This window comes from Nonomuraea sp. NPDC003214 (assembly GCF_053590035.1).
Genome location: NZ_JBSFSX010000015.1, coordinates 161,654 through 180,725 on the forward strand (window position 1 = coordinate 161,654; position 19,072 = coordinate 180,725).

General features: G+C 66.6%; 22 protein-coding genes and 2 tRNA genes. 8 read left to right on the top strand and 16 right to left on the bottom strand.

All coding sequences use genetic code 11. From position 1 onward, the window contains the following. Nucleotides 1-36 precede the first annotated feature (36 nt). The 4 genes from ACWDXC_RS37300 (at nt 37) to ACWDXC_RS37315 (ending at nt 3,565) form a co-directional block, all read left to right on the top strand. The gene (locus ACWDXC_RS37300; RefSeq protein ID WP_449990276.1) at nt 37-954 is read left to right on the top strand and encodes a LysR family transcriptional regulator; all 918 of its coding nucleotides are present in this window, start codon (nt 37-39) and stop codon (nt 952-954) included. Beyond that, complete coding sequence (locus ACWDXC_RS37305; RefSeq protein ID WP_449990279.1) at nt 924-1,934, top strand: chorismate-binding protein; 1,011 nt, start codon at nt 924-926, stop codon at nt 1,932-1,934. The genes ACWDXC_RS37300 and ACWDXC_RS37305 overlap by 31 nt, the downstream gene beginning before the upstream one ends. Then, nucleotides 1,931-2,761, top strand: a complete 831-nt coding sequence (locus ACWDXC_RS37310) for an aminotransferase class IV (RefSeq protein ID WP_449990282.1) — start codon at nt 1,931-1,933, stop codon at nt 2,759-2,761. The genes ACWDXC_RS37305 and ACWDXC_RS37310 overlap by 4 nt, the downstream gene beginning before the upstream one ends. A gap of 102 nt (nt 2,762-2,863) precedes the next feature. After that, nucleotides 2,864-3,565 carry a hypothetical protein gene (locus tag ACWDXC_RS37315; RefSeq protein WP_449990285.1) on the top strand — a complete coding sequence of 234 codons (702 nt, stop codon included), beginning with the start codon at nt 2,864-2,866 and terminating at the stop codon, nt 3,563-3,565. Here ACWDXC_RS37315 and ACWDXC_RS37320 read toward each other — a convergent pair. Continuing rightward, the gene (locus tag ACWDXC_RS37320; RefSeq protein ID WP_449990328.1) at nt 3,559-4,932 is read right to left on the bottom strand and encodes an LVIVD repeat-containing protein; all 1,374 of its coding nucleotides are present in this window, start codon (nt 4,930-4,932) and stop codon (nt 3,559-3,561) included. The two genes, ACWDXC_RS37315 and ACWDXC_RS37320, sit on opposite strands and share 7 nt — an antisense overlap. Nucleotides 4,933-5,017: 85 nt before the next feature. Here ACWDXC_RS37320 and ACWDXC_RS37325 point away from each other — a divergent pair, with 85 nt between their 5' ends. Beyond that, the gene (locus ACWDXC_RS37325) at nt 5,018-5,626 is read left to right on the top strand and encodes a DUF305 domain-containing protein (protein WP_449990288.1); all 609 of its coding nucleotides are present in this window, start codon (nt 5,018-5,020) and stop codon (nt 5,624-5,626) included. Between the two features lies 1 nt (nt 5,627). Here ACWDXC_RS37325 and ACWDXC_RS37330 read toward each other — a convergent pair whose 3' ends face one another. Next, a complete protein-coding gene (locus ACWDXC_RS37330; RefSeq protein ID WP_049570603.1) occupies nt 5,628-6,044 on the bottom strand; it encodes an SsgA family sporulation/cell division regulator in 417 nt (138 codons plus the stop codon). Nucleotides 6,045-6,488: 444 nt separating this feature from the next. Between ACWDXC_RS37330 and ACWDXC_RS37335 the strand changes: the two genes are divergently transcribed. Further along, nucleotides 6,489-6,563 (top strand) — tRNA-Val (locus ACWDXC_RS37335). Between the two features lie 102 nt (nt 6,564-6,665). On the opposite strand, the gene ACWDXC_RS37340 is transcribed toward ACWDXC_RS37335, so the two are convergent. From ACWDXC_RS37340 to ACWDXC_RS37385, 10 genes are all read right to left on the bottom strand, one after another. Continuing rightward, nucleotides 6,666-7,847 carry a site-specific integrase gene (locus tag ACWDXC_RS37340; protein WP_449990290.1) on the bottom strand — a complete coding sequence of 394 codons (1,182 nt, stop codon included), beginning with the start codon at nt 7,845-7,847 and terminating at the stop codon, nt 6,666-6,668. A 4-nt stretch (nt 7,848-7,851) separates the two neighbouring features. Continuing rightward, complete coding sequence (locus tag ACWDXC_RS37345) at nt 7,852-8,004, bottom strand: CopG family ribbon-helix-helix protein (RefSeq protein ID WP_347624618.1); 153 nt, start codon at nt 8,002-8,004, stop codon at nt 7,852-7,854. Between the two features lie 101 nt (nt 8,005-8,105). Next, entirely contained in the window at nt 8,106-8,282 is a 177-nt protein-coding gene (locus tag ACWDXC_RS37350; protein ID WP_375072605.1) for a helix-turn-helix domain-containing protein, read from the bottom strand. Nucleotides 8,283-8,431: 149 nt separating this feature from the next. Continuing rightward, nucleotides 8,432-10,258 carry an FtsK/SpoIIIE domain-containing protein gene (locus ACWDXC_RS37355; RefSeq protein WP_449990293.1) on the bottom strand — a complete coding sequence of 609 codons (1,827 nt, stop codon included), beginning with the start codon at nt 10,256-10,258 and terminating at the stop codon, nt 8,432-8,434. After that, complete coding sequence (locus tag ACWDXC_RS37360) at nt 10,255-10,473, bottom strand: hypothetical protein (protein WP_449990296.1); 219 nt, start codon at nt 10,471-10,473, stop codon at nt 10,255-10,257. Before ACWDXC_RS37360 ends, ACWDXC_RS37355 begins: the two co-directional genes overlap by 4 nt. A 152-nt stretch (nt 10,474-10,625) precedes the next feature. Further along, nucleotides 10,626-10,814 carry a hypothetical protein gene (locus tag ACWDXC_RS37365; protein WP_449990298.1) on the bottom strand — a complete coding sequence of 63 codons (189 nt, stop codon included), beginning with the start codon at nt 10,812-10,814 and terminating at the stop codon, nt 10,626-10,628. 44 nt (nt 10,815-10,858) lie between these two features. Then, on the bottom strand, nt 10,859-10,990 hold the full coding sequence (locus tag ACWDXC_RS37370; protein WP_364929166.1) for a hypothetical protein: 132 nt from the start codon (nt 10,988-10,990) through the stop codon (nt 10,859-10,861). A 7-nt stretch (nt 10,991-10,997) separates the two neighbouring features. Beyond that, nucleotides 10,998-11,189 (bottom strand): hypothetical protein, encoded by a 192-nt coding sequence (locus ACWDXC_RS37375; protein ID WP_449990301.1) that lies wholly within the window; start codon nt 11,187-11,189, stop codon nt 10,998-11,000. A 3-nt stretch (nt 11,190-11,192) separates the two neighbouring features. Then, the gene (locus tag ACWDXC_RS37380) at nt 11,193-11,552 is read right to left on the bottom strand and encodes a hypothetical protein (RefSeq protein ID WP_449990304.1); all 360 of its coding nucleotides are present in this window, start codon (nt 11,550-11,552) and stop codon (nt 11,193-11,195) included. A 280-nt stretch (nt 11,553-11,832) separates the two neighbouring features. Beyond that, nucleotides 11,833-12,519 carry a hypothetical protein gene (locus tag ACWDXC_RS37385; protein WP_449990307.1) on the bottom strand — a complete coding sequence of 229 codons (687 nt, stop codon included), beginning with the start codon at nt 12,517-12,519 and terminating at the stop codon, nt 11,833-11,835. A 592-nt stretch (nt 12,520-13,111) separates the two neighbouring features. Between ACWDXC_RS37385 and ACWDXC_RS37390 the strand changes: the two genes are divergently transcribed. Beyond that, entirely contained in the window at nt 13,112-14,539 is a 1,428-nt protein-coding gene (locus ACWDXC_RS37390; protein WP_449990310.1) for a helix-turn-helix domain-containing protein, read from the top strand. Here the strand turns inward: ACWDXC_RS37390 and cutA are convergent. The 3 genes from cutA to ACWDXC_RS37405 form a co-directional block, all read right to left on the bottom strand. Then, nucleotides 14,508-14,807 (bottom strand): divalent-cation tolerance protein CutA, encoded by a 300-nt coding sequence (cutA, locus tag ACWDXC_RS37395; RefSeq protein WP_449990331.1) that lies wholly within the window; start codon nt 14,805-14,807, stop codon nt 14,508-14,510. The genes ACWDXC_RS37390 and cutA overlap by 32 nt on opposite strands. Nucleotides 14,808-14,898: 91 nt before the next feature. Next, complete coding sequence (locus ACWDXC_RS37400; RefSeq protein WP_449990313.1) at nt 14,899-16,305, bottom strand: hypothetical protein; 1,407 nt, start codon at nt 16,303-16,305, stop codon at nt 14,899-14,901. Beyond that, a complete protein-coding gene (locus ACWDXC_RS37405) occupies nt 16,302-16,913 on the bottom strand; it encodes a hypothetical protein (RefSeq protein WP_449990316.1) in 612 nt (203 codons plus the stop codon). Before ACWDXC_RS37405 ends, ACWDXC_RS37400 begins: the two co-directional genes overlap by 4 nt. A 330-nt stretch (nt 16,914-17,243) precedes the next feature. On the opposite strand from ACWDXC_RS37405, the gene ACWDXC_RS37410 reads away from it, so the two are divergent. Next, a tRNA-Ser gene (locus tag ACWDXC_RS37410) sits at nt 17,244-17,355 on the top strand. Here the strand turns inward: ACWDXC_RS37410 and ACWDXC_RS37415 are convergent. After that, nucleotides 17,312-18,169 carry a tyrosine-type recombinase/integrase gene (locus tag ACWDXC_RS37415; RefSeq protein ID WP_449990319.1) on the bottom strand — a complete coding sequence of 286 codons (858 nt, stop codon included), beginning with the start codon at nt 18,167-18,169 and terminating at the stop codon, nt 17,312-17,314. The two genes, ACWDXC_RS37410 and ACWDXC_RS37415, sit on opposite strands and share 44 nt — an antisense overlap. Nucleotides 18,170-19,072 lie beyond the last annotated feature (903 nt).

Sequence of the window (19,072 nt, forward strand, 5' to 3'; positions counted from 1 at the left end):
ACGGTATTCCACCACCGACTAGATTGCATGCCAGCCATGCCTGACGTGAATGCCTTCGACACCGCGGCCCTGCGCCTGTTCGACGAGGTGGCCAGGGGCGGCTCGTTCACGGCCGCCGCCGAGCTGCTCGGCCAGACCCAGTCGGCCGTCTCCCGGCGCGTCGCCGCCCTGGAACGCGCCGCCGGCGGCCCGCTGTTCGAACGGCTGCCCAGGGGCGTGCGGCTCACCCCCGCCGGGGCCGCGCTGCACCGGCACGCCACCGCGGTGCTCGACCGGCTCGACCGGGCCAGGGAGGAGCTGGCCGCCATCCACGGCGGCAGCGGCGGCACGCTGCGCGTGGGCGCGTTCGCCACGGCCAACGCCGAGCTGGTGCCCGCGACGCTCAGCCGCTTCGCCGACCGGCGGCCCGGCGTGGAGCTGCGGCTCGTCGAAGCGCTCAGCCCCCGCCTCACCGAACGGCTCCAGGCCGGTGCGCTGGACCTGGCCGTTATCAGCGACTACCCGGCCGGGCTGCCCGGCGACGGCGGCGGCCGCGTCGTCCACCTGCGCGACGACCGGCTGCTGGTCTGCCTGCCGCACGGGCACCGGCTGGCCGGCGAGGACGCCGTCGACCTGCGCGAGCTGGCCGGCGAACGGTGGATCGAGGCGGCGCCGCGCGGCCAGCCGACGCTGCTCGCCGCCGCCTGCGCCGCCGCCGGGTTCACCCCGCGCGGCGGGCTGCGGGTGGCCGAGTGGTCGGGCAAGTTCGGCTGCGTCGCCGCCGGGCTCGGCGTCACCCTCGTCCCCGAGCTCGCCGCCCGCGCCGTCCCCGCCGGGCTCGTGCTGCGCCCCCTGCGGGACGAGCTGCCCGTGCGGAAGGTGTACGCTGCCCTGCCCGAAGCGCCACTGCCCGCGGCGCTGGAGTTTGTCCGAATGCTGAAAGAATGGGAAGCGTGTACGGCTTCGCCCACCTGAACGGCCGGCTCGCCACCGGGCTGCGTGACGTGACCACCGACCTGGCCGCGCTCGACTCCGAAGGCTGGTGGGCCGTCGTGGTCGGCTTCGAGGGCAAGGTCACCTGCGCCCGCTTCGACCAGGTGCGCCAGGCCCCGCTGCCCCGCCCGCGCGCCCCCTGGCAGGGCCCGCGCCCCGGCGACTGGCGCGGCTCCCTCGACCAGGACGCCTACGAGCGGGGCGTCCGCACCATCCGCGACCACATCGAGCGCGGCGAGGTCTACCAGGCCAACCTGTGCCGGGTGCTGACCGCGCCGCTCCCCGACGGGGCCGACCCGCTCGCCCTCGCCGCCCGCCTCGCCGAGGGCAACCCCGCCCCCTACGCGGGCGTCATCCAGGTGCCCGGCCTCGCCGTCGTGTCCGCCTCGCCCGAGCTCTACCTGTCGCGCGACGGCGACGTCGTCGAGTCCGGCCCCATCAAGGGCACCGGCGTCACCGCCGGCGACCTGCTGGAGAAGGACCACGCCGAGAACGTGATGATCGTCGACCTGGTCCGCAACGACCTCGGCCGGGTCGCGGCCGTCGGCACCGTCGAGGTGCCCCGGCTGTGCGCCGTCGAGGAGCACCCCGGGCTCGTCCACCTCGTCTCCACCGTGCGCGCCAGGCTCGCGCCGGGAGCGGGCTGGCCCGAGCTGTTCGCCGCCACGTTCCCGCCCGGCTCGGTCACCGGCGCGCCCAAGTCGTCGGCCCTGCGCATCATCAATGCGCTCGAACCCGAGCCGCGCGGGCCCTACTGTGGGGCAGTGGGCTGGGTCGACGCCGACCGGGGCACGGCGGCGCTGGCCGTCGGCATCAGGACGTTCTGGATGAGCGGCGGCGAGATCCGCTTCGGCACCGGAGCGGGCATCACCTGGAGCAGCGACCCCCGGCGAGAGTGGCTCGAAACCGAGCTCAAGGCGTCCAGGCTCATGGCACTGGCATCCTCAGGAGGAAATCGATGAACATCCCGGTCTGGGTCAACGGAGAGCTGATCGACCCCGCGCAGGCCACCGTCTCGGTGTTCGACCACGGGCTCATGGTCGGCGACGGCGTCTTCGAGACCGTGAAGATCGTGCGCGGCGAGGTCTTCGCGCTCACCCGCCACCTCGACCGGCTCGCGCTGTCGGCCCGCCGCATGGACCTGCCGGAGCCCGACCTCGACGCGATCGCCGACGGCGTCGCCCGGTGCCTGGAGGCCGCCCCCGCCTGGGCGCTCGGCCGCGTCCGCATCACCTACACCAGCGGCCCGGGCCCGCTCGGCTCCGACCGCGGCGACCAGGGCACGACCTGCGTCGTCATCGTGGACGAGCAGAAGCCGTTCCCCGCCACGGCCAAGGTCACCGTCGTGCCCTGGCCGCGCAACGAGCGCGGCGCGCTGTCCGGCGTCAAGAGCACCTCCTACGGCGACAACGCCAAGGCCCTGGCCTACGCCAAGACGCGCGGCGGCGGCGAGGCCGTTTTCGGCAACCTGGCCGGCAACCTGTGCGAGGGCACCGGCTCCAACGTCTTCATCGTCCGCGACGGGCAGCTGCTCACGCCGACGCTCGAGTCCGGCTGCCTGGCCGGCGTGACCCGCGCCCTGGTCCTGGAGTGGTTCGGCGCCGAGGAGGTCGACGTGCCGCTGAGCGCCCTCTACGGGGCCGAGGAGGCGTTCCTCACCTCGACCACGCGCGACGTGCAGCCGATCAGCCTCGTCGACGAGACCGAGCTGCCGGCCGCGCCGGGGCCGATCACGGCCAAGGCGATGCGCGTCTTCGCCGAGCGCTCCGCCGCCGACCTCAACCCCTGACCTGCCGGGTCCGGCGGGCGTGATCATGACGAGGCGGGCGGAGACGTGATGGCGGGGCAGGGCGCGACACCGGCACGACGGCGGAACAGGGCGGTGGCGGGCGTGGTGTCCGTCGTGGCCGCGGCCGCCGTCGTGGCCGCCGGCGTGGCCGCCGGCCTGGCCTGGTGGCAGGGCGGCGGCGACCCCGCCGCCACCACCGCGGCCGTACGCCCCCTGCCCGCCGCCTCACCGCCGGCCGGGCCGTCGCTCGCCGCCTCCTTACGGCATGCGCTGGCGCGCACCCCGGCGGCCGATTTCACCTACGAGGGCGGGCTGTCGCAGAGCGACTTCTACGCCGACGCGCGGGGCCGCATCGCCCACCGGCGGGGCGGCGCCGAGCTCGCGATGACCGTCACCTCGCCCGCCTCCGAGAACAGGCCCGTCGAGGTCACCGTCCGCGACGGCCGCCCCGGCAGGGTCCCCGAGGGCGTGGCCGACCACGCCCGGGTGATCGCCGTCCTGGCCTCCACCGGCACCGCCGCCGCGCTGGCCGCCGCCACCACCGGCGTGACCCGTACGGGAGACGTCCACCGCGGCGAGGTGCCCGCCACGGACGCCCCGCAGGACGTCCAGGAGCTGCTGCGCGACATCGCCGGCGGCTGGAGCAGGGACGAGCTGGCGCGCAGCACCCTCGTCTGGACGCTCACGCTCGGCGCGCACGGCCTGCCGTCACGGTTCGCCGTCGAATGGCGGGCGCCGGTCCAGGGCGCGGTGCTCACCTCGTCCTGGACCACCGCCTACAGCGGCTGGCGCGCCGCTCAGTAGCTCTTCTGCGTCTGCACGTTGAAGTCGGCCATCTCCACCTTCGCGGCCGGGTCGGTCAGCGGGTCGTCGATCCGCAGCACGTCCAGGCCCTCGCGGATGTCCGCCGAGTACACGTACCCGTTGTAGTAGTAGGCCGACCACGAGCCCGCGATGCCGCCGTCGTCACCGTCGAACGGGCCGCGCTCGAAGTAGCCGATCTCCTTGGGGTTGTCGGAGTCGGTGAAGTCGACGAACGACACCCCGCCCTGGTACCAGGCCTGGACCATGATGTCCTTGCCCGGCACGGGCAGCAGGGAGCCGTTGTGGGCGACGCAGTTCTCGTCCTCCTGCTGCTCACGCGGGATCTTGAAGTAGCCGCGCTTCTGCAACTGGCCGTCGACCAGGTCGTAGACCGCGTCGGCGCCCTTGGTGGCGGGCGTGTTGCGGTCGCAGGTGGCCGCCGAGCCGCCGCCGAGCTCGTCGGTGAACAGCACCTTGGTCGCGTCGTTGTTGAACGTCGCCGAGTGCCAGATCTGGAAGTTCTCCCGGTCGCTGACCTGCTGCAGCAGCTTGGGGTTGAGCGGGTCGGCGATGTCCAGCAGGAAGCCGTCGCCGAAGCAGGCGGCCGCGGCCAGGTTCTTCTCCGGGTAGGCGGTGATGTCGTGGCAGCCGGTGGCCTCCTCGTGCCCCTGGATGGGCAGGTCGGGCGAGGCCGCGACGCGGGCGGCGGCCGGGTTGGCCATCGGGATCTCGACGATCTGGATCAGCTTGTGCGGCGGCGGGCAGGTCGTCGACTCCGGCTCGGGCCCCGGCGACGACACGTACACGAACAGCGTGTCGTCCTTGGGCACCATCGTGTGCGTGTGCGAGCCGCAGTCGGTCGCCACGGCCGACACGAACCGCGGGCTGGACTTGTCGCTGATGTCGAAGATGCGCAGCCCTTCCCAGGCGCGCTCGCCGTCGGTCGAGTCGCAGCCCTCGCCGCTGCGCGGCTCGTCCACCGACAGGATCAGCAGGTCGCGGTAGACCGACACGTCGTTCTGCTGGGCCGGGCAGGCCACCTGGCTCACCGTCTTGGGGTTGGCCGGGTCGCTGATGTCGAAGACCGTGAAGCCGCCGAAGTTGCCCATGTACGCGTAGTCGCCCTGGAAGGCCAGGTCGGTGTTCCAGTCCATCGGGCCGTTGAGCGGGGCGGCGCGCGGGACGTTCGCCACGTGCTTGACGTTGTCGCTCATCCGGATCTCGCCCGGCTTGAGCGCCTGGCCCGCCGGCGTCCCGGCCGTGCTGCCCGGCGGATCGGCCTGCGGTGGTCGCTCCGGGCCCGCCGCGCATGCGGATACGAGCAGAACGGCCGCGCACAGCACGGCCCCCCGTAGCCTGGCCAAGATCACGCCTGTCCCCCTCGTTTCATAGCTCAGTATGGAAGCTATGCCAGCGAGGTCCGGAATGCGCGCACTATTGGTCACAGTTCTGATGCTGAACGCCCTGGCAGCCTGCTCACAGGCGCCGAGCGGGCCGTCCGCGGTCGGCACCGGAGCGCCCGTCATCGTGCCCGAAAAGCCCGGCGCGCCGGGCCGCACGGCCACCCCGGGCGAACGCGTCGGGCAGGGCGCGGCCACCCCCGCCGCCGCCGACGTGCGCTTCGCCGAAGGCATGATCCCGCACCACCGCCAGGCCCTGGAGATGACGGGCCTGGTCGCCAACCGCGGCCGCAGCGAGGAGGTCCGCAGGTTCGCCGACCAGATCGCGCTCACCCAGCAGCCCGAGATCGACCTCATGACGAACTGGCTCACGCTCGTCGGCCGCCCCGCCCCCCGCGGCCACGCCCACCGCGGCGGCGACGGCTACGGCATGGCCACCGAGGAACAGCTCCAGGCACTGCGCGCCGCCCGCGGGGGCGCGTTCGACCGGATGTTCCTGCAGCTCATGATCCGGCACCACGAGGGCGCGGTGAAGATGGCGGGGGAGGAGCTGGCCGAGGGCAAGGACCAGCGCATGCGCATGATGGCCAGGGACGTCTACGCGGGCCAGCGCATCGAGATCGCCCGGATGCGCAAGACCCTGGAGAAGCTGCCCGCCTGACTCAGGACGGCCAGAGCATGTTGGTCAGCTCGGCGTCCAGGTCCATGTAGTCGGTCTCGCGGCCGGCCGGCACCTTCTCGTACGTGCGGTGCAGGAACTCGGTCAGCGGGGCCAGCGGCACCTCGAAGAGCGCCTGCCCGAACGGCGAGGTCAGGCTGATGTGCAGGGTCCGCTCGCCGTCGTTGCGCGCCGGCCACACCTGCACGTCACCGTCGCCGACCCGGCGCACGATGCCCACCGTGAGCAGCTCACGGGCGAAGATCCACTCGACCGGTTCGTCGTTCCCTACGTGGAAAGCCATGCGGATGGCGTACGGGTCGTCGGCTGTGTAGCTCAGCCCGGCGAGCAGGGGGACGGTACTACGGTCGGGGACCACAAGCCGAAGGCCAAGCTCGGCGGAGACGGTGGTGCTGTTCATCGTCAGCCAAACCTTTTCGTCGTAGGTCCCCTCTACGGGGCTTGCACTGCTCTGGGCGGACTTCGTCCGGAGCTATGACGCGGAACGAAGAAACCTGTAGGAAAGATTCCGCTCCAAGGCCCTTCTGTAACGCAACTCACAGCTGGACATTTGGGCATCTACCTGGCTAAACGGCATCAATCGGGTCGTATTTGCGAGGGTTTTGCGTGTTGTGGGGCCAGTCCCGGCGAGCGCACCAAGAACGTTCCTGAGATGGATCACGGTCCGCGTCTACCCGGGACACGACGATGGTATGCCACCCGGCCCTCCCGCTGATGGGCAACCGCCGCCTTTCACCCGAATCCCGCCCGGCCGCCTCCCGCCCCCGCCGGGCAACCGTTTCGCCAGGGGGTCGGGAGTGCGGTATGGTTTTCCCCGTCGGCACCGCGAGGAGCCGCACAGGGCGGGCGATTAGCTCAGCGGGAGAGCGCTTCGTTCACACCGAAGAGGTCACTGGTTCGATCCCAGTATCGCCCACCATGAAGTAGCAGGTCAGAGGGGCTTCGGAGTAGATCCGGGGCCCCTTCTGCATGTCTGGGAAGTCAATGGGAGCCAATCGGGGAGCCATCTCACTCGGACTCTCTACCCGTGTCGGCTGTCGCCGAAGATCGTGTTCATCGCCTGGGCACCCTTGGTGATCACCGGCCGTAGCTGGTGCCGGTAGACCGCTTCCGTGACGCTGGTGCCCGCGTGCCCGACGAGATCGGCGATGGTCTCGATGGGTACGCCTTGGTCGCTCAGGATGGAGACGAACGAGTGGCGCAGCTCGCGCGGCGTCCACGCAGTCCCGAGCTGCGCATCCTTGGTGATCTTACGAAATGCCCGCCGTACGTTCGCCGCGTCGAGCGGTGTGCCGACGCTTGTACAGAACACCAGGTTGTGATCTTGCCATGCCTCGCCTGTCCTGAGCTTCTGGGCGGCTTGGCTGACGTGGTGGTGCCGGAGTGCCTCGGCCGCAAGCTTGGGCAGTTCAAGCGTGCGGCGCGACTTGCGGGTCTTGGTGTCACCTCCCTCTCGGACGGTGCGCCATACGTAGATGGCGAACTTCTTGTGCTTGAACCCTGCCTCGGTCACCGGCTGCCACGCCTTGCGGTCGGGAATCCAGGTGACCACGTGATCCCAGCGCAGCGCGCGGGCCTCCTCGGTGCGGACTCCGGTGGTGAGGCTGAGCACCACGTAGGCGTGGAGTTCGGACGACTTGGCTGCTTCGAGCACCGCTTCGGCTTGTTGCCGGGTGAGCGCTTTGCTCGGTCGTCCGTCCGTGCCCTTGGGCGTGGTGACCAGCTCCGCAACGTTCCTGAGCACCATGTCGCGTGCCTGAGCATGCCGGATGGCCCTCTTCAAGACGCTGTGGATCTCTCGAAGGGTGGTGGTGGCCAGCTCTTTCGCGAGCGCGTCAAGCCATTCGTCTACGTGATCCGCGCGTAGCTGCTGGAGTTTGATCTTCCCCAGCTTCGGGATGACGTGCGTCTCGGCGAGGATGCGCAGCTTGGTGACGGTGTTCTCGGATCGGCCCTTGAGACCTTTGCTGAGCCAGTCGTTGACGGCATCGCGCACGGTGTAGGTCTCCGACGCGGTGACGCCCGCCTCAAGGTCTTTGACGGCCTTGATCAGCTTGTCCTTGACGGCCGTCTTGGTCTTGGCCTTGCGCTTGAGGCGCTGGCGCTTGCCGCCGGGGCCGAACCCGAGGGAGATGGCCCCGGTGAAGCCGTCCCCCTCGGGATAGATGGTCGCTTCGTACTTGCCGATCAGGATCTTGGCCAAGGGATCACCCCTTCTCGTGACGGTTGAGGTACTCCTCGATCGCCTTCCTGATCACCCACGACACATCTCGTTCCTGCGACTCGGCGTACCTGCGGAGACGGTCTTTCAGTTCCGTGTCCACGCGTACGGGAGGCAGGGTGGTTCGGTCGCTCGTCATTGACGGCTTCCTTTCGTGTCATGCAGTTATCAAGAGGCGCTTGCCGGGTTGTGCGGTGGTGTCGCGCAACCCGGCTCTGTAGAACGTTGTAGCACGCTGCTCTACGCCTCGTCCACGGCTTCCAGCGAAGAGACGAACTCGGCAAGGTGGCGATCGGTGATCCGGCGCAGCTTGCCGATCTTGATGCTCTTGAGTTGGCCGGTGCGGAGAAGGAAGTAGACCTTGTCACGTCCGACGCTCAGCATCTCCGCGACTTGTTCGACGGTGTACGCCTGCATGTGCATCCCCCTCTCGGTCGGCGGGGTGTGCGGCTCCCTCGCGGTCATTGGTAACGGTGTGTGATTGTCCGTCCGTTCGTTCGTCCGCGCCTGTCACGCCCTCTACACGCGCAGACGCGCGGACGGACACGGACGGCGGACGCGGACGATTACGGATCGTGCACCTCTGGGAGGGCTCGCCAGCGGCCCCGAGAGACCTGTTCGACCTGGCGGGCACGGCTCAGGTCTTGGAGGCGTTGGTAGACCCATGTGCGGCGCATGCCGGTCTCGCGCATGAGATCGCCGATGCTCACGCCGTCGCTCGGTGCTCGCTTCAGTGTGGCTGTGAGGGTCTCCTCAGCCGTCCGTACGGTGCTGTCGCGGGCGTGTCGAGGGGACGGCCGGGCGGTGGGCTGGGCCGGTATGACGGGCATCTCAGCCGCGCGTTCCAGGGCTTGGGCCGACACCTCGTCGAGGGGCGGGCGGTGCTGCGCGTGCCGTTCGGCGGTGGCCTGTACGCCCTCGTCGTCGAGCAGGTAGCTGCGGGCGCGGCGGGGGATGTCGTGCTCCGGGGAGCTGATCAGGAACTTGCCGGGGGCATCCAGCTTGTGCGGGTGCCATCCGGCCTTGACCATGCCCTGTCCCAGGACGAGGTCGCCATCGCGGGCTTCGCGGACGCGGAAGCACAGCCTGACGTCCATCTGTGAGCGGACCGCGCTCTTGCCCATCGCGTCCTTGGACGGGCGTTGGGTGGCGGCGATCAGGTTGACCGCCGGCGCGCGGCCACGCCGGGCGATGGAGTCGGCGTAGTCGATCGCGCGTGGGGCTTCGCTGGCCAGTTCGGCGTATTCGTCGATGACGATGATCAGCGCCGGTCTGTCCGGTGATGGCTCCCACACGCGTTCGCCTCGCCTGGTGAGGTCGTCGGCGCGGCCGTCGAGGATGACCACGGCATCGGCGAGCAGGGTCTCTGCCTCCTGTGGGGTGGTGGCTATGCGGCCGATGCACGATGCCCAGGGCAGCAGTTCCATGCCGCGTTTGAGGTCGACGGCCCAGAGGATCACGTCTTGGCAGGCGGTCAGGTCGCCGAGCAGGACGTTGACGCCACCGGACTTGCCGGCCCCCGACATGCCCGCGAACAGGGCATGTCGTCTGAGCAGGGGGACGCGGACGGGTGCGCCGTCCTCGAACAGTCCCAGCTTGGCCGGTTGGGTGATCGAGGTGATGGACGGGCCTGGCCAGGTGATGGCGTTGGCGTGCGGGTCGGTCTCTATCACCCGCACATCCGCGCGGTTGGCCTTCTTGCTGGCCACGGGCTGGACGCGGATGCCGCCGCGTGTGGTGCCGAGTGCCGATTCCAGGCGGGGGACGGCGTTGATGGCGTCTTCGACGGTCTGGCCCACTCCCAGTCCGAGGCGGAAGCGGTAGCCCCACAGGTCCACCATGGCCGATTGGATGCGGGACCCGGCCAGGCCGACGGCTTGGGCGATGTCCGGCCAGGCGGCCAGTGTGCGCTCCACCCGTACGCGGGCACGCCTGCGGCGGTGCGCCCACCAGGGCACGGCCAGGACGATGGTGCCGATGCCCAGGACGGCGGGCAGGGGGTTCCTGAACGGGCCGAAGTGGGTGGCCAGGGTGAGCCAAGTTCCGGCGAACGCCGTGGTGACGGCGGCGTAGCCGCGTTCGATCGGTCGTGGCAGGTTGACCCACCGGCCCCCGATGGCCAGCGCGCCCGCCACGATGACGGTGGCGATGATCAGGGCGGGCCACCATTCGGGGAACCAGTGCCGCATGGCGAGGCTTGCGATCAGGAGGGACGTGGCCATGGTGAGTGGGGCGAGTTCGGAGCGGTACCGCCAGGCCAGACGGGCGATACCGGCGATGGCCAGGGGCGCGAACTCCAGGTCTTCGATTCCGGCGACGGGCTGGACGCCGTAGCGTCGCATCCGGCGTGCGTTGCGGCGGATCTCGTGACGTGAGGCGCGGTGCCGGCTCATCGGCCCTCACCGGCCGTCTGGTCGGGGTGGGTCTGGGCGTGCAACTCGTCGCGCACGTAGTACAGGGGTTCGTCGTCGCCGTCGTGGTCGGCCGCCAGGGTGGCGCGGATGGCGGCGAGCAGGTTGGCGCGCTGGTGGCGGATGCTGGTCAGCTCGGCGCGCAGTCCGGTGACCTCGTCAATCAGGGTCTCGATGTCGCCGAGCGCTGCGATCACGTACGCCCGGACGGATAGCGATGGGGTCGAGGTAAGCGCCGTCAGGAGTTGGGCGGCGGTGGTGTTGCGGTGGGCAACCTCCTGGAGATCGGTGTGCGGGTAGGGGTGGCGGTGGGTCATCAGGCATCACGTCCTTCGGTCGGGGACAGGGGTCAGTGGCTGGTGAGCCAGCTCAACGCGGCGCGCATGATGGCGCGGATGTCGGGTGCGAACGTGGTGGCGGCCAGTAGGAAGCCGAACAGCAGCGTGATCAGCGCGTGCCACCAGCGCAGTCCCAGGTAGCGCCAGGCGATGAACACCAGTGCGCCGAACACGAGCACCAGCGGGACGGTGACGGTCATAGGCTTCACCTCCTCTCGCAGACGAGTTCGATAGGTGGTTAGGGTCAGATGCCGTCGTGGCGGGACTTGCGGCGGTGCCAGCGCCAGCGGGCGCGGCACTTGCGGCACCGCTGGTTGCCGGGCGTTGCGGGGGCGCCGCACGGGCACCGGCCAGGCAGGAACGGGAACGTGCGCATCAGGGCTTCACCTCCTCCCGGCATAGGCGGTCGGCCGGCCGCGGTGGGCGTAGGTGCCCAGCAGGCGGCGGCTCAGGGCTCCGGTGGGGGCGTGGCGGCGGTCCTCGGCACGGATCACGGCGACCGCCACCACGAACAGCGTCAGCGTGGCGACCGACAGGGCCAGGGCCAGGAACACGACGAACAGTCCGATGTCCACTGCTCACGCCCCCTCGATCTCGTCGAGGGCGATCGCGTCGCGGTAGAAGTCGCGTGCGGCGCGGCGCTCGATCGCGGCCTGGGTGATGAGGACGGCTTCGTAGCGGACGCTGCCGAAGGCGATGCCGGCGACGTGGTGCCCGTTCTCGGCGATGGGCGTGGTGCCCAGCAGGGCGGCGATGCGCCCGACTTCGGTGATCGCCTCGGCCTCGGTGGTGGCTTCGGTGTCGTAGTTGGTGTGTACCGACACCCGGACGGGTCCGTATCTGGGAACGGGCACCTGCGGGTGGCTGTCCAGGAACGCCGCCAGGGCGCGCAATCCGCTGATCAGTTCGCGGCGGTGGTGGTGCTGAGCTGGGCTCATCTAGATCACATCCCTTCCGTTTCCGGTGACCTACGAGGTGAAGGTAGGTTCCGGGGAAGGGGTGAACCCATCGCGCGATGTGATCATGTAGTGAGATCAAAAACATCCGGCGATGAGATGGATCAATCCCGTGGTGAGATAACCCCAAGCTCACGGCACGCGTCCATGAAGAGACCCCCGACAGAGCCCTTGGGAACTGGCGCTCGCGCGAGCGCAGAGGACTCTGCCGGGGGCGTTGACGCGACGACGCAGGACGCGGGGCAAGGTGTGAGCGAGCCGGTCAACCGCACCGTCGCGCGTCTGTGGGGCCTCCCTCAGGGTTGATCCGGCACGGCTCCATTCCGTGCAGCTCGACGACCTGAGCGGTGGCGAGCGCGTAGGGGTGGTGCTGGAAGTCGTCCCAGGCAACGAACACGTTGTGAGCCGTGGGCATGACCGTGTCGAGCAGCCCGGGGCGATACAGGTCCGCCAGCACGCCGACGCTGCGGGCGGCGGTCACGGTGAAGACGGTGAAGTCCTCACGCAACATGGGGCACTCCTCCAGCGCCTTCGGAATGCACCGCCAGCAGGTCGGCGGGGCGTTGGTGCGTCCGCTGTGCAGCCCGGTGCGCTCGAACACCGTCTTGGTCAGCGGCCACGGAATCAGAGCCGACGCGGAATCGGTCGCTGGGGTGCCGCATACCTGGCACAGCAGCTTGTCCATGCACCTCCACTGCCTGCGCGTGTTCAGCTTGCGCATGCGCTCGGTGCCGCGTGTGGCCGGATGGTCGCGAAGGTCGCGGGTACGGGCTCGCAGGATGCCGCCTTCTCTGCGCACCTTGGCCGCGTGCAGGCTTACCCAGTCTCCGGGGCGTGATGGCAAGTAGGCCAGCCGCAACCTGCCCGCATGCGGTACGAACCCGATCGGGTCGTTCACCAGCTCGTTGGCGAATGCGATGGTGTACGGGATCGTCGAGTAGCCGCTCACGCCAGACCACCCTTCTGGAATGGCATCTCGCCAGACGGGGCCGGTGTGGGCTGGGAGTGCTTAGGCGGGGCAGATCGCAGGTCTCCGATGCGCGCGGCGATGCGCCCGGCTGCTCTCTGCGGCTCTGCCGATGGGTGCCAGGCGTAGATGGGGCGATCTCGTCGATCGTTCCAGCCTGAACACCACCAGAAGAGATCACCGTTCGTCCACACGACCAGGCCGCGTGAAACCGACACCACGGCCAGCCCGTAGCCTTCGTTCACATCGGTTGTGATCCCATGGGCGGCCAGCTCTCGTTGCAGCCGGACAGCCACGGCAACGGCGGTGATGGGAGCGAGACGAGGCGTCTCTTGCTCCGGAGTCATGTGCCGGCCTCCCGCAATCGGCTCACCGATCAATGGATGGCGGTAGCCAGACAAATGCGGATCTTCGGAACTACTCAGATCAGCTCTGACCTGCGCCACGGACTGATGTGAGGTTTCCAAGCAAAGCGGTTCCGCATAATCTCACCGTGATATCTCACGGTGTGATGGACTAAGAACAGCTCCACTACTCCCGGAAGGCAGCGCTACCAGGGGAACGGAACGCCGCCATGACGATGGACCAAGAGCGAGTTCGCCATGTCCTTGAGACTGTTTTCGCACGTCAGGACGTGGAAGATGTCTGCAAACAGCGTGATCTCGGCGGCGTTATCCGCATCCTGACCAAGTACGGCATCACCCAGGGCCAGATCTCGAACCTCACCGGAATCCCTCAAGGGCGCGTCAGCGAGTACAAGAGTGGCAAGCGCGTTCCGACCGCAAAGCATACATTTGAGTCGTTTGCTGATGGTTTGGGCATGCCTGGCCACTTGCGACGCCATCTGGGCTTGGCGTCCTCCGGTGGCGGTGGCGGTGTGCGAGTTGTCAGCGATGGGGTGCAGATCCCTACGGACACATTCGACTTGCAGCTCTTCGCTGAAGCGATCGGGAAAAGGGGCGAGCCGTTGAAGCGCCGCGAACTACTGGCCATGGTGGCACAACTCGGTGCCCAGTCAGCTCTGGCGCAAAGTGAGGCATGGGAGAAAGTAGCCTTCGCTCTGTCCAGGCCCAGCGCCATTGACGAAGCCGTGGTCCGGGAGATGGAGGCGAGAGCCGCCGGGTTCCACCGCCTCGAAGAGATGCTTCCTGCCCATACGATCTTCAAGGGCTTGGCGGCCCACCTGAACGAGGTCGGCACCATCCTGAACGGCACAGCCACAGACCCCAAGGATGAGCTTCGCAAGCGCTTGATCGTGGTCGCCGGCGAGAGCAGCGTGCTTGCTGGCTGGATCGCAACAGACCTCGGCAACATCTCTGCGGCACGGAACTTCTATGACACCGCCGAAAAGGCGTCGAAGGAAGCCGGTGACCCAGCGATCATCGCGTGCGCGTTCGGATATAGGAGCTACATACCGAGCGGTAAAGGTAACCACGGTAGAGCCAGAGCCCTCCTGACCACCGCTCTACAGCACTTGCCCGTGAATACCTCCCCTGGAACCACATCCTGGCTTGCTGCTAGACATGCGGAAGAGAGCGCGGCACTCGGCGAAAGTGAAGCAGCTCTTCAGTCGTGGCAAGCAGCACGCGAAGCCTTCAACATTGCAGATCCGGAAGAGGACCGCGTATGGACTCGGTTCCTGGATCGGGATCGTTTCGACTCCTTCGCCATCTCCACCTACGCTCAGATCGGCCGACTGGACGAGGCTGAGGCGGTCGCGCATGCGGTCATATCGCGCCTGTCCGAGGTGGAGAGGAAGCGGGCAGGCATCATCCTTGGAGACATTGCTACAGCCCATATCGTGCACGGCTCAGTCCAGGAGGCAGCCAAAGCAGCACGAGAGGGTCTAGCCGTAATTCGCGAGACAGAATCCGGCATTTGGCTACCACGATTCATTGTCATTGGAGAAGCACTCAGACGCTGGCAGACACAACCATCAGTACGCGCCTTCCTGGAGGATCTGGCCATCACTAAGCGTCAATTCTCCGCGTCTCCGCGCTGATCCAGGCCAGGTATTCTTCACTACCCGTGATGATCTCGGTTGCGATGATCTCTGGGGTCTCGTAGCTGTGATTAGTCCTTATATGCTCCTTGAGCGCGCTGAATAGAGCGCGTGTGGACAGGATGGCCAACTGCCATTCTTGCTCATCACGCAACTCTCCACGCCACCAGTAGAGGGATCGAATCGGCCCGACGACCTGTATTCCAGCGGCAAGGCGTTTCTCAAGGATGCTGCGCGCCAAGGCGACTGCTTCATCGGCGCTGGCCACAGTCGTCAAGGCCTGTATATAACCTTCCATTAATAGTTTCCATGGTTGAGGAAGCAATATCGACGACGTGAGGGTAGTAGTTCTATGGGGATCACTCTTCCCATAGTGGATCCTGAATCAGGATTGGATCGCGGCCAGAGACCAGTCTCACGTCGGCATCAGGGACATGACGATGGCTCAGCTCAAGTAGAAGCCGAACAGCGGTTTGTGCCAGTTCGTCGAGAGAAAACGTGGCAGTTGTATTTCCTGTAGCCGTCCCAGTAGTGAAATCTGCTATCAAGTTTCGCCCGCTAGGCATCTGAATCGCAGCGGTTTGTGCCACGGAGTCGCCTCGCGCCACCAGTTGACCAAAGTCTGGGCTGTCTACAACGTCAGCCTCGCCGACAGCCTCAATCGAAATGGCGAAGTTCGATTGCTGTATCCTAACGTCGGTCATTCGAACGCCCATCTGTCGGACGCCATCAATTAGCGTATCAACAGAAACGCCGCGTCGTTCCTCGTATTCGGGCAAGTCGTTTGATCTGACTGCAAAATATGCGGTCCATCCGTCACCTCGAAGTGTAAGGCAGCCTCTCTCTACTCTCCAATCAGCGCGCTGTCCCATGGGCGCTGGTGCGCTCTGTCCAAAAACTCGCGCTCCACGAGCAAGCAAGCGATCTAGATTTGCCTCGACCAGGCGGCTCAGGCTCGATCCCGACTCAGGATCCAGGGCGACTATTTGTTCAAGCTGTAGGCCGCGGCCGACTCGACGCCAGAATTGCACATCTTCAGTTACCAAAGTCGCAAGCAGAAGCGATAGGTCTGCCCCTGTCAGCGGGCCGGGCAAGTAGCGGTGAGACGGAAAAGTCTCTGGAGCTCCGCCTTGCCCTTCCCATACTGCTTGGTAGAGGCGGCTGAATCTATTTGCCTGCTCTTCGTCCAAGATCCTTTCGGCAGTTACGAGTGCTGACCTAATAGGCTCTGCGTTCAGGCTCTCGGCGGCTGAAAACCCAGCAATGGCAGATTCCGTTGCGCCTCTTGCTTCTCGTTCATCGACAAGTCCCACGCCCCCGCGTATGACTGCGTTCGTAAGTACGGATGTGATCGGAGTCTGAGGAGATACAAACTCCTCGATCGCATCAGGGCCGGTTATCAGTGCTCGCGCCTCTTTAGCGGCCAATATCAACCGTTCGTGAGCGCTTGAGCTGTGATGGGGGGCGAAGTCGTCCAGTGTCAGCAAAATCGGATGACTGGGAGCGATAACCTTGAGATCTTCCGCGAGCCATCCAGGATTCGGATTGGTGCGCAGAAAGACTAGCCTTTCGCGTTTCTCGCCCGGCCAGCCCAGTACCAGATCAGGGGCAAATGTGTGGTTGAAGTATTCTGTCTTTCTAATCCGTACCGACGGATCGCCGGAGTGAAGAAAGTTGCTCACGCTGGTTTTGAGTGAGTCAATGCGCTGATCCGGTGAGTCGAACTCTAATGCATGGCGTAGAGCTGCACTGAATGCACCGTTCATCGGGACTCCTCGCCAATACCCATGAACGCCATAATGCGCTGATAGTTCTCGCCCGTGATTACCAAGCTTTCCTGCTCATCGCAGAGGGTTAGCAGCCATAGGCGCTTGGTCAACTCAAATATTACTTGCTCGTCCAACTTGACCTTCGCCTCATCGGTCGATTTCGTTCCAAAGAGGCGAAAGATGTTGTCGGGGTGAAGAAGATGCTTTCTGATGAACTCCGGGCTTCGGTGCAGGTGCCATTTTTGAGCCTGAAATGGCGCCCAGGACATCCATATCAGATTGTCGCATCGGTCGGGTTTTTCCTGGAAAGCGACATAGCACGAAGCCACGAACTCTCCGTACTCTTTTGCTGAGTCCATTTCGTAGCGGTAGGCTTTTACCTCGGCCATGAACGATTTGTCGTGCAGGTCGCCGCCTCGCAGCTTTCCGCCGAGGTCAAAGCTGAATCCCTGGCCGCCGTAAGGCCAGTCGAAATGCAGCAGGTCTTTGAAGACTTTATCGGTATTTGTGTATATTGACGCTACGCGAGTCGAGTAGTTTAGCCACCGCTTAGCTCGATCTATGCCGTCACTGCCAGTCTGCTGCCGTAGTTCACCCGCCACCACCTTGCGAGGATATATCAGTTCACACAGTTGGCAACAGGGTGAAGATGTGTTGAGGTAGTTGGGGGTTTGTGCCGATGTATCCATCGGACCGTGCAGAGTCGCCGTCGCCCCCGTTGGAGCGCAACGAATGTGTGATGTTTGCTTCGGGGGTGTGAGGCCGACCCGACACTCCGAAACCCCGTACTGGCTCGGGGCGCTGGTGCCCTGGAAGTCGTGGTGTTTCGTCGGAGCTGCTCGGTCGGGGTTATTCCGGAGGTACGGAAGGACTACGGGAGCCATGTTGGGGAGCCACCGCCTCGCGGCCTCCTCAGACTGCCCGTGTCCTCCCCAGAGCGTTTTGTATGGTGAGAGGCACCCGATCGACTCAGATCGACATGATCAGACTGCCCTGTCTTCCTTCACACCGAAGAGGTCACTGGTTCGATCCCAGTATCGCCCACCAGCTCAGAGGCCGGTTCCAGACTTGGAACCGGCCTTTTTGATCTTCCGAGTGACTGTCCCTCATGGTCGTGGCCAGGGAAGATTCGATCCATGACCGTCGCGCCGTCCTGGATGACGGGCCTGATCTGGTGCCGATAGACCTTCTCCGTGACCGCCGATCCGCCGGCGTGCCCGATCAGCCGGGCGATGTTCTCGACGGGCACTCCGTCCGCTGACAACAGTGAGACGAAGCTGTGCCGCATCTTCCGAGGCGTCCAGTCCGCATCGACCAGACCGGCCCGCCTGATCACCCGCCGGAACTCGCGACGAACGCTGCCCGCGCTCATCGTGGTGCCGTTCCGGGTGGCGAACACCAGGCGTGCCTGGTCGCGCTCGCTCGGGGCCAGGTCACGGTCGGCCAGGTGCTCCCAGAACGCGACCAGGGCGCGGACGCATCGATGGGGCAGCTGGAGCGTGCGCCGCGACGTGGGGGTCTTGGTGTCCCCGGTGGCCCGCACTGATCGCCAGACGTACATGGCGAACTCCTCGTGTTCCCAACCGGCCTGGATGACCGGCTGCCACACCCGGCGGGCCTCGTCGTAGGCGACCACATGAGACCAGGCGAGCTCACGCAGCTCCTCGGTGCGAGCGCCGGTGAGGGGAGACAGCGTGACGTACGCCGAGAGCCAGGGCTTGGCCTGCTCGGCGGCCGTGAGCACGGCCTCTGCCTGCGTGAGCACCTCGCCATCGCTGGCCGGAGATACGCACGCGGAGGTTCGCATGCAGGTGAATGACGTCATCCGGCGAGCCTGTGATCTGTCTGCGAAGTGCGACACTCCTCCTGGAGTGTCCTCTTGCATCTCTTCTGAGATCTATAGCCAGGCCCGCACCTCTTCGACAGCATCCGAATCGTGCTGGAGTCGATCGTTGCTACGTCTCGACATCGCAGCCACACTGCTCGCAGCGCACAGACCGGAGCCCGAGCGGGCAGGTGGCAGCCGGACCACCTATCGAAGCCGTGCGCCATTGCGAGAGCTACCCGCAGTCGAAGTCGGAGTCTCCAAGGTGGAGCTTGTCCGGCTGCGCCGTGAAGGCCATATGTACCGCTGGTCAGTCGTAGAGACGATAAGCCTCGGCCTCAGCCGATGAATCCCCGTGTGCGAACTTTCTTCCCATACTTGAAGCGGTCCTGACCGGGCCGCACGCGCCGCCGACGCGACGCGGGCCAGCCACTGCCGCTCAGGCTCTGTGGCCGACGCGCAGAACCGCCGGTCGGCCGGCGCGAACGAGGACAGGGCCGCAACGGAGGCGCGGTGCTCCCTTTACGGGGCGGAGCTCCCTAAGCGCAAGCGGAGCCAGTCACGGGGCAGACGTCACGGCATGCCTCATGCGGGGGCACTCCGGCTCCGGCCAGCCCAAGATCGCGGCGTGCGGCGGTGGAGTGATTGCGGTGGAAGCCTGCTCGCCTGCCGCCGTCCCAGGGACAAGCCCTAGGAGACCAGCCGCGGGGCCGCCTGCGCTTCTTCACGGCCGTGGCACCGGGCGCGCGGCCTGGCAGTCCCGCGGCTGGCCCGCTACACCAAGCTGGGACGACGGCAGACGGACAGGCCGAGGTCGAACATGCTCTGTGAAGACCTGATTCACTGAGCCGTTTTCATCCCCGGCGGCGGGCTGCTGATCACAGCATGATCGCAAGGTTCACGTTCGCCTGCTGACATGGCGAAACCCCTGGTAGACGG

Coding starts and splice junctions, on each gene's coding strand:
- ACWDXC_RS37300 (WP_449990276.1), top strand. CDS start 37: ATGCCTGACGTGAATGCCTTCGACACCGCGGCCCTGCGCCTGTTCGAC.
- ACWDXC_RS37305 (WP_449990279.1), top strand. CDS start 924: ATGGGAAGCGTGTACGGCTTCGCCCACCTGAACGGCCGGCTCGCCACC.
- ACWDXC_RS37310 (WP_449990282.1), top strand. CDS start 1,931: ATGAACATCCCGGTCTGGGTCAACGGAGAGCTGATCGACCCCGCGCAG.
- ACWDXC_RS37325 (WP_449990288.1), top strand. CDS start 5,018: ATGCTGAACGCCCTGGCAGCCTGCTCACAGGCGCCGAGCGGGCCGTCC.
- ACWDXC_RS37330 (WP_049570603.1), bottom strand. CDS start 6,044: ATGAACAGCACCACCGTCTCCGCCGAGCTTGGCCTTCGGCTTGTGGTC.
- ACWDXC_RS37345 (WP_347624618.1), bottom strand. CDS start 8,004: ATGACGAGCGACCGAACCACCCTGCCTCCCGTACGCGTGGACACGGAA.
- ACWDXC_RS37350 (WP_375072605.1), bottom strand. CDS start 8,282: ATGCAGGCGTACACCGTCGAACAAGTCGCGGAGATGCTGAGCGTCGGA.
- ACWDXC_RS37355 (WP_449990293.1), bottom strand. CDS start 10,258: ATGAGCCGGCACCGCGCCTCACGTCACGAGATCCGCCGCAACGCACGC.
- ACWDXC_RS37365 (WP_449990298.1), bottom strand. CDS start 10,814: ATGACCGTCACCGTCCCGCTGGTGCTCGTGTTCGGCGCACTGGTGTTC.
- ACWDXC_RS37370 (WP_364929166.1), bottom strand. CDS start 10,990: ATGCGCACGTTCCCGTTCCTGCCTGGCCGGTGCCCGTGCGGCGCCCCC.
- ACWDXC_RS37380 (WP_449990304.1), bottom strand. CDS start 11,552: ATGAGCCCAGCTCAGCACCACCACCGCCGCGAACTGATCAGCGGATTG.
- ACWDXC_RS37390 (WP_449990310.1), top strand. CDS start 13,112: ATGACGATGGACCAAGAGCGAGTTCGCCATGTCCTTGAGACTGTTTTC.
- ACWDXC_RS37400 (WP_449990313.1), bottom strand. CDS start 16,305: ATGAACGGTGCATTCAGTGCAGCTCTACGCCATGCATTAGAGTTCGAC.